This window comes from Streptomyces sp. NPDC001393, assembly GCF_053597455.1.
The window spans coordinates 74,756-81,735 of record NZ_JBSFIH010000041.1; the positions used below are offsets into that span (position 1 = coordinate 74,756).

The 6,980-nt window shown below is 70.9% G+C and carries 7 protein-coding genes; 4 read left to right on the forward strand and 3 right to left on the reverse strand.

Annotation, left to right across the window (positions count from 1 at the left end; translation table 11 throughout):
• Positions 1 to 2: 2 nt before the first annotated feature.
• Positions 3 to 1,181, forward strand: a complete 1,179-nt coding sequence (locus ACWC2T_RS32910) for a dipeptidase (RefSeq protein ID WP_450673986.1) — start codon at positions 3 to 5, stop codon at positions 1,179 to 1,181.
• A 205-nt stretch (positions 1,182 to 1,386) separates the two neighbouring features.
• Positions 1,387 to 2,481 carry a dipeptidase gene (locus ACWC2T_RS32915; RefSeq protein ID WP_450673987.1) on the forward strand — a complete coding sequence of 365 codons (1,095 nt, stop codon included), beginning with the start codon at positions 1,387 to 1,389 and terminating at the stop codon, positions 2,479 to 2,481.
• Positions 2,482 to 2,514: 33 nt separating this feature from the next.
• On the opposite strand, the gene ACWC2T_RS32920 is transcribed toward ACWC2T_RS32915, so the two are convergent.
• From ACWC2T_RS32920 to ACWC2T_RS32930, 3 genes are all read right to left on the reverse strand, one after another.
• Entirely contained in the window at positions 2,515 to 2,907 is a 393-nt protein-coding gene (locus ACWC2T_RS32920; RefSeq protein WP_450673988.1) for a VOC family protein, read from the reverse strand.
• 40 nt (positions 2,908 to 2,947) lie between these two features.
• Positions 2,948 to 3,319 (reverse strand): VOC family protein, encoded by a 372-nt coding sequence (locus ACWC2T_RS32925; RefSeq protein WP_450673989.1) that lies wholly within the window; start codon positions 3,317 to 3,319, stop codon positions 2,948 to 2,950.
• A 278-nt stretch (positions 3,320 to 3,597) separates the two neighbouring features.
• Positions 3,598 to 4,941 carry a UDP-glucose dehydrogenase family protein gene (locus ACWC2T_RS32930; protein ID WP_450673990.1) on the reverse strand — a complete coding sequence of 448 codons (1,344 nt, stop codon included), beginning with the start codon at positions 4,939 to 4,941 and terminating at the stop codon, positions 3,598 to 3,600.
• A gap of 179 nt (positions 4,942 to 5,120) precedes the next feature.
• On the opposite strand from ACWC2T_RS32930, the gene ACWC2T_RS32935 reads away from it, so the two are divergent.
• Together ACWC2T_RS32935 and ACWC2T_RS32940 are read left to right on the forward strand one after the other, a co-directional pair.
• A complete protein-coding gene (locus ACWC2T_RS32935; protein WP_450673991.1) occupies positions 5,121 to 6,278 on the forward strand; it encodes an acyl-CoA dehydrogenase family protein in 1,158 nt (385 codons plus the stop codon).
• Positions 6,279 to 6,438: 160 nt separating this feature from the next.
• Complete coding sequence (locus tag ACWC2T_RS32940) at positions 6,439 to 6,801, forward strand: four-helix bundle copper-binding protein (RefSeq protein WP_450673992.1); 363 nt, start codon at positions 6,439 to 6,441, stop codon at positions 6,799 to 6,801.
• Positions 6,802 to 6,980: the final 179 nt, after the last annotated feature.

Here is a 6,980-nt window from a genome sequence, read left to right on the forward strand (position 1 = left end):
CAATGACCTCAACTGACGAAGCACGGTCCCTGCTGCGCGAGTTCCCGGTCGTCGACGGCCACAACGACCTGCCGTGGGCGCTGCGCCAGCAGGTCCGCTACGACCTCGCTGCCCGCGACATCGCCGTACGGCAGGACGCCCATCTGCACACCGACATCCCGCGGCTGCGCGCGGGCGGGGTCGGGGCGCAGTACTGGTCGGTCTATGTGCGCTCGGACCTGCCCGGGGCGGTGCCGGCGACCCTCGAGCAGATCGACTGCGTACGGCAGCTCATCGCCCGGCACCCGGCCGATCTGCGGGCCGCGCTGACCGCCGCCGACATGGAGGCGGCGCGCGCGGAGGGCCGTATCGCCTCCCTCATGGGCGCGGAGGGCGGTCACTCGATCGACAACTCCCTCGGCACCCTGCGCGGTCTGTACGAGCTGGGCGTGCGCTACATGACGCTCACCCACAACGACAACAACGACTGGGCGGACTCCGCGACCGACGAGCCGAAGGTCGGCGGCCTTTCGGCCTTCGGCCGCGAGGTGGTCCGCGAGATGAACCGCCTCGGGATGCTGGTCGACCTCTCCCACGTGGCCCCCACGACCATGCGGGCCGCGCTGGACACCACGTCCGCGCCGGTGATCTTCTCGCACTCCTCCGCGCGGGCCGTGTGCGACCACCCGCGCAACATCCCCGACGACGTCCTGGAGCGGCTGCCTGCCAACGGCGGTGTGGCGATGGTGACGTTCGTGCCGAAGTTCGTGCTCCAGGCGGCCGTCGACTGGACGGCGGCGGCCGACGACAATATGCGCGCCCACGGTCTGCACCACCTCGACGCCGGCCCCGAGGCGATGAAGATCCACGCCGCTTTCGAGGAGCGCAACCCGCGCCCCGTCGCCACGGTGTCGACGGTCGCGGACCATCTGGACCACATGCGTGAGGTCGCCGGCATCGACCACCTGGGCATCGGCGGCGACTACGACGGCACCGCCTTCACCCCGGACGGCCTCGGCGACGTCTCCGGCTACCCGAACCTGCTCGCCGAGCTGCTGGACCGCGGCTGGTCCAGGTCCGACCTGGCCAAGCTGACCTGGCAGAACGCGGTACGGGTCCTCGGCGCGGCGGAGGACGTGGCCCGCGACCTCCAGGCCACCCGCACCCCGTCCAACGCCACCATCGAGTCGCTGGACGGCTGAGGGGTGGGCAGGCATGGCCACGGGCGCCAGCTTGGCGATGATCAGAACGAGGTCGTCCGCACGGCCCGGGGCGCCTGACCGGCCGTACCCCCGAACGCCCCACTCACCAGGAAGGCATCGTTCCCTCCGTGCGACCGTGGCGGTGACGCCCCAGCCCGACGTAGCTCACGACCGACGTAGGCAACGACGACGTACGGAGCCCGCCATGGCCGACCTCGAGGACGACATCCCCATCCCGACCGAGGTCGGCGGGGACGACGGCCTGCCGGACGACCCCTTCCCCGCGGAGCCCACGTCCCTGCGGCAGGCCCACGCCCTGCTCGCCGCCCACCCGGTCGCCGACGGCTACAGCGGACTGCCCCGGGCCCTGCGCCATCTGCCCTGGTACGACCTGGAGCTGGGCGAGGCGGCCCTCGACACCGACATACCCCGGATGCGCGAGGGGCACGTGGGCGCGCTGTTCTGGTCACTGCACCTGCCCGAGGGCCCCGGCGGCGACCGTGCGACGGCGGCGACCCTGGAACAACTGGACCAGGCGCGCTCGGTGGTCGACGCCCATCCGGAGGGGCTGCGCCTGGTGCGCACCGCCGGACAGATCATCGACGCCCACCACTGCGGCCGGATCGCCGTGGTGCTGGGCCCCGCCCACGCCGCCGCGCTCGACGACTCCCTCGGCATCCTGCGTGTCCTGCACGCCCTCGGCCTGCGCGTGCTCACGCTCGACGGCACCGCCTGGGCGGGGGAGCGGGGGCTGACCCGGTTCGGCGAGGAGGTGGTGCGCGAGATGAACCGGCTCGGCGTGCTCGCCGATGTCTCCGGCGCCCCCCGGGCCACCACCGAACGTGTCCTCGCGCTGTCCAAGACCCCGGTGCTGTGCACCCGCTCCGCCGCCCGCGCCCTGCGCCCGCACCCGGCCAACCTGCCCGACGAGCTGCTCACCTCGCTGGGCGAGGCGAAGGGCCTGTGCATGGTGCCGCTGACCGCCGAGCAGACCGGGCCGACGGTCCATGACGTCGCCGACCACCTCGACCACGTCCGCGAGGTGGCCGGCCCGGACTGCGTCGGACTGTCCGGCACCTACGACTCCGGTGCCGCCCACCCCCGCGACCTCGCCGACGCCTCCCGCTACCCCCACCTGATCGCCGAACTGCTCCGGCGCGGCTGGTCCGAGGCCGAACTGGCCCTGCTGACCTGGGGCAACGTCCAACGGGTGCTGCGCAGCGCGGACTTCACCGCGAGGGCCGCACAGCACCGCCGAGAGGCGTCGAACGCGAAGATCGGGGAGCTGGACGTCCCCTAGGCCACCCGGGTCACGGGCTCTTGGCCACCCGCGTCACGGGTGCTCGATCCGGCACAGGCAGAACGGATGCCCGGCCGGGTCGGCGTACACCTGGAAGTCCTTCTTCTCCCGGTCCGCCAGGTCCAGCGGCCGCGCGCCCAGCGCCAGCACCCGCTCATGGGCCGCGTCCAGCTCCGCCCAGGTCCTCCCCGCGTCGAAGTCGAGGTGGAACTGCTGGCCGTTGCGGTCCGCGCGCGGCCACTCCGGCGGGGTGTACCCCTCGGCCCGCTGGAAGGCCAGCCGCGGCCCGTCCGGCACCTTCAGCACGACCCAGTCGTCGTCCTCGGGATCCGGGGTGCCCCCGGCCACCGCCGCGTAGAAGGCGGCCAGCGCATGCGGATCGGGGCAGTCCAGCACGACGGAACGGAAGCGGGCGACGGGCGCCATGATGTCCTCCTCCGGGCGGTTCAGCAGGCGCACGGACGTTTCAGCAGGCGCACAGACAGAACGGGTGCCCGGCCGGGTCGGCGTACACACGGAAGGTCCGCTCGCGGTCCTCGGCGTCCAGTGGCCGCGCCCCCAGCTCCAGCACCCCCTTCTCCGCCGCGTCCAGGTCCTCCACGACCAGGTCCAGATGGAACTGCTGCGAGCCGTCCGGCCCCGGCCACTTCGGCGGCACGTACTCCGGCGCCTCCTGGAACGCCAGCGCCGGCCCGCCGGGCACCTTCAGGTCCACCCACTCGCCGCTGTCGTCGGCGTTCGCCTCCACCGTGCCGCCCAGCACCGCGGCGTAGAAGCCGGCCAGCGCACGGGGATCGCGACAGTCCAGCACCACGACACCGAGCTTGGCGAGAGCCATGACTACCTCCTTGTGTCACGGACAGAGTTGCCCGTAGAGATGGTTAACCGGTAACGGCTACTGCATGCTCCCGCACCGGTGCGATGTCGCACGCCAGTTGGGGAGATGGTGCACTGCAGGTGTGCGGGGCGCGGGCGAAGATGCGCCGCTACCGGGCCAAAGAGGGGTAACACACAGGGAGTTCACCGGCCGCGTATGTGTCCGGTGGTGCAGAATACGGAAAGACGCCGGTTCGGCCGACTGAGCCTCGGCCGAACCGGCGTCACCCGTCCCGTGGGTTATGCGGTGGGGCGGCCCATCGCCCGGTACGACCAGCCCGCCCGCCGCCACAGCTCCGGGTCGAGCGTGTTGCGGCCGTCCAGGATCACCCGCGCCGCCGCGACCTCGCCGAGCGCCGCCGGGTCCAGCTCGCGGAACTCCCGCCACTCGGTGAGGTGCAGCACGACGTCGGCGGACCGCACCGCCTCCAGCGCGGAGCCGGCATAGCCCAGGGTCGGGAAGACCTTGCGGGCGTTGTCCATGCCCTTCGGGTCGTACACGGTGACCTGACCGCCCTGCAGGTGGATCTGGCCGGCCACGTTCAGCGCGGGCGAGTCGCGGACGTCGTCGGAGTCGGGCTTGAACGTGGCGCCGAGCACCGCGACCCGCTTGCCGAGGAAGGAACCGCCGCCGAGCGCCTCCCGGGTCATCTCGACCATCTGACCGCGCCGGCGCATGTTGATGGAGTCGATCTCGCGCAGGAACGTCAGCGCCTGGTCCGCGCCCAGCTCGCCGGCCCGCGCCATGAACGCCCGGATGTCCTTCGGCAGACAGCCGCCGCCGAAGCCGATCCCGGCGCGCAGGAACTTCGCCCCGATCCGGTCGTCGTGCCCGATGGCCTCCGCCAGCTTCGCCACGTCACCGCCCGCGGCCTCGCACACCTCCGCCATCGCGTTGATGAAGGAGATCTTGGTGGCGAGGAAGGAGTTCGCGGCCGTCTTCACCAGCTCCGCGGTCGGGAAGTCGGTCGCGACGAACGGCGTGCCCTCGCCGATCGGGGTCGCGTACACCTCCCGCAGCAGCTTCTCGGCCCGCTCGCTGCGCACACCCGCCACGATCCGGTCCGGGTGCAGGGTGTCCTGCACGGCGAAGCCCTCCCGCAGGAACTCCGGGTTCCAGGCCAGCTCGGCGTCCGCGCCCGCCGGCGCGTGCTCGGCGAGGTAGCCGGCCAGCCGCTCGGCCGAGCCCACCGGCACGGTCGACTTGCCGACGACCAGGGCCGGGCCGTGCAGATGCGGGGCGAGCGAGGAGAAGGCGGCGTCGACGTACGACATGTCGGCCGCGTACTCCCCATGGCGCTGTGGGGTGTTGACGCACACGAAGTGCACATCGCCGAAGGCGCCGACCTCTGCCCAGTCGGTGGTGAACCGCAGCCGCCCGGTGGAGCCCTCGAAGCCCGCCACGTGCCTGCGCAGCAGCTCCTCAAGACCCGGCTCGTACATGGGGGTCTCGCCGCGCTCCAGCATGGCGATCTTCTCGGGTACGACATCGAGCCCCAGCACCTCGAAGCCGAGTTCGGCCATGGCCGCGGCGTGCGTGGCGCCGAGATAGCCGGTGCCGATCACGGTGATCTTCAGGCTCATGGGTGCGCTCCAGCTCGGGGACTCGTGATGCGGTGCCCGAGCATAGCCGGGCCGTCCACCGGGCAATTTCCCCGCTGTCGTGTACCTCACGTAGGCGTCCCACGGGCAGCCCTCTAAAATTTGAGTTACTTAACGGTAATTAGCGTCAGTATCACTGCGTCTTTGGAGCGTGAGAGACCGTGGCCGGATCGGCTGACTTCGACCTGTACCGCCCGTCCGAGGAGCACGACATGCTCCGCGATGCCGTCCGCTCCCTGGTCGAGGCGAAGATCGCGCCGTACGCCGCGGCGGTGGACGAGGAGGCCCGCTTCCCGCAGGAGGCCCTCGACGCCCTCGTCGCGAACGACCTGCACGCGGTGCACGTTCCCGAGGAGTACGGCGGCGCCGGCGCCGACGCGCTCGCCACGGTGATCGTGATCGAGGAGGTCGCCCGCGCCTGTGTCTCCTCCTCCCTCATCCCTGCGGTGAACAAGCTCGGCTCGCTCCCGGTGATCCTCTCCGGCGGCGAGGAGCTCAAGAAGAAGTACCTGACCCCGCTCGCCAAGGGCGACGCGATGTTCTCGTACTGCCTCTCCGAGCCGGAGGCGGGCTCGGACGCGGCCGGCATGAAGACCAAGGCGGTCCGCGACGGCGACTTCTGGGTCCTGAACGGCGTGAAGCGCTGGATCACCAACGCGGGCGTGTCCGAGTACTACACGGTGATGGCGGTCACCGACCCGTCCAAGCGCTCCAAGGGCATCTCCGCCTTCGTCGTCGAGAAGTCGGACGAGGGCGTCTCCTTCGGCGCCCCGGAGAAGAAGCTCGGCATCAAGGGCTCCCCGACCCGCGAGGTCTACTTCGACAACGTCCGCATCCCCGCCGACCGCATGATCGGCGAGGAGGGCACGGGCTTCATGACCGCCATGAAGACCCTGGACCACACCCGCATCACCATCGCCGCCCAGGCCCTCGGTGTCGCGCAGGGCGCCTTCGACTACGCCAAGGGCTACGTCCAGGAGCGCAAGCAGTTCGGCAAGGCGATCGCCGACTTCCAGGGCATCCAGTTCATGCTCGCCGACATGTCGATGAAGATCTCGGCGGCCCGCGCCCTCACCTACCAGGCCGCCGCCGCCTCCGAGCGCGGCGACGCCGACCTCACCTACCTGGGCGCCGCCGCCAAGTGCTTCGCCTCGGACGTGGCGATGGAGGTCACCACGGACGCCGTCCAGCTCCTCGGCGGCTACGGCTACACCCGCGACTATCCGGTGGAGCGCATGATGCGCGACGCCAAGATCACGCAGATCTACGAAGGCACGAACCAGGTCCAGCGGATCGTGATGGCCCGCAACCTGCCGTAGGGACAAGGGTCTTCGGCTCTTCGGGAAGGCGCCCTCCGGGGCGCCTTTCTGCTGTCCGGGCACACCTGCCGACCGGTCGGTCACATGCGGGGAGGGCCGCGGGGACGTAGGACGGAAGCACACGGGACCCGTCCCGGGTCCCCGTCTCCGAGGAGGAGCCATGACGCAGCCCGGAACGATGACGCCCATGACCCAGCAGATGCAGGACTGCGTGAACGCCTGCATGTCCGCGCACACCATGTGCGAGGAGACCATGAGCTCCTGCATGCAGCGGGGCGGTCAGGCCCAGATGCAGGTCATGCGCGCGCTCATGGACTGCTCCGAGACGACGCGTATGTGCGCCGACATGATGATGCGCCGCTCGCCCATGTCGGGCGACATGTGCTCGATGTGCGCCAAGGCGTGCGAGATGTGTGCCGAGGCGTGTATGGCGATGCCGGACGATCCGCAGATGATGCGCTGTGCGGAGGCGTGTCGCCGCGCGGCGGAGATGTGCCGCGCCATGGCGGGCACCAAGATGTGAGCCCCGCCCGAACGAGGTCGAGGGCACCCGCGCCGCGGAGCAGCGGGAGCATGAACTCATCGACCAGGAGCCGGGTTTCGGGCCACTCGCTGCCGGTGGCCATGTAGAGGACGGCGGTGCGCTCTCACCTCTTTCCGTTTCCGTAACCGGACGAGTACTGCTCGGAGTGTTTTGGTGGC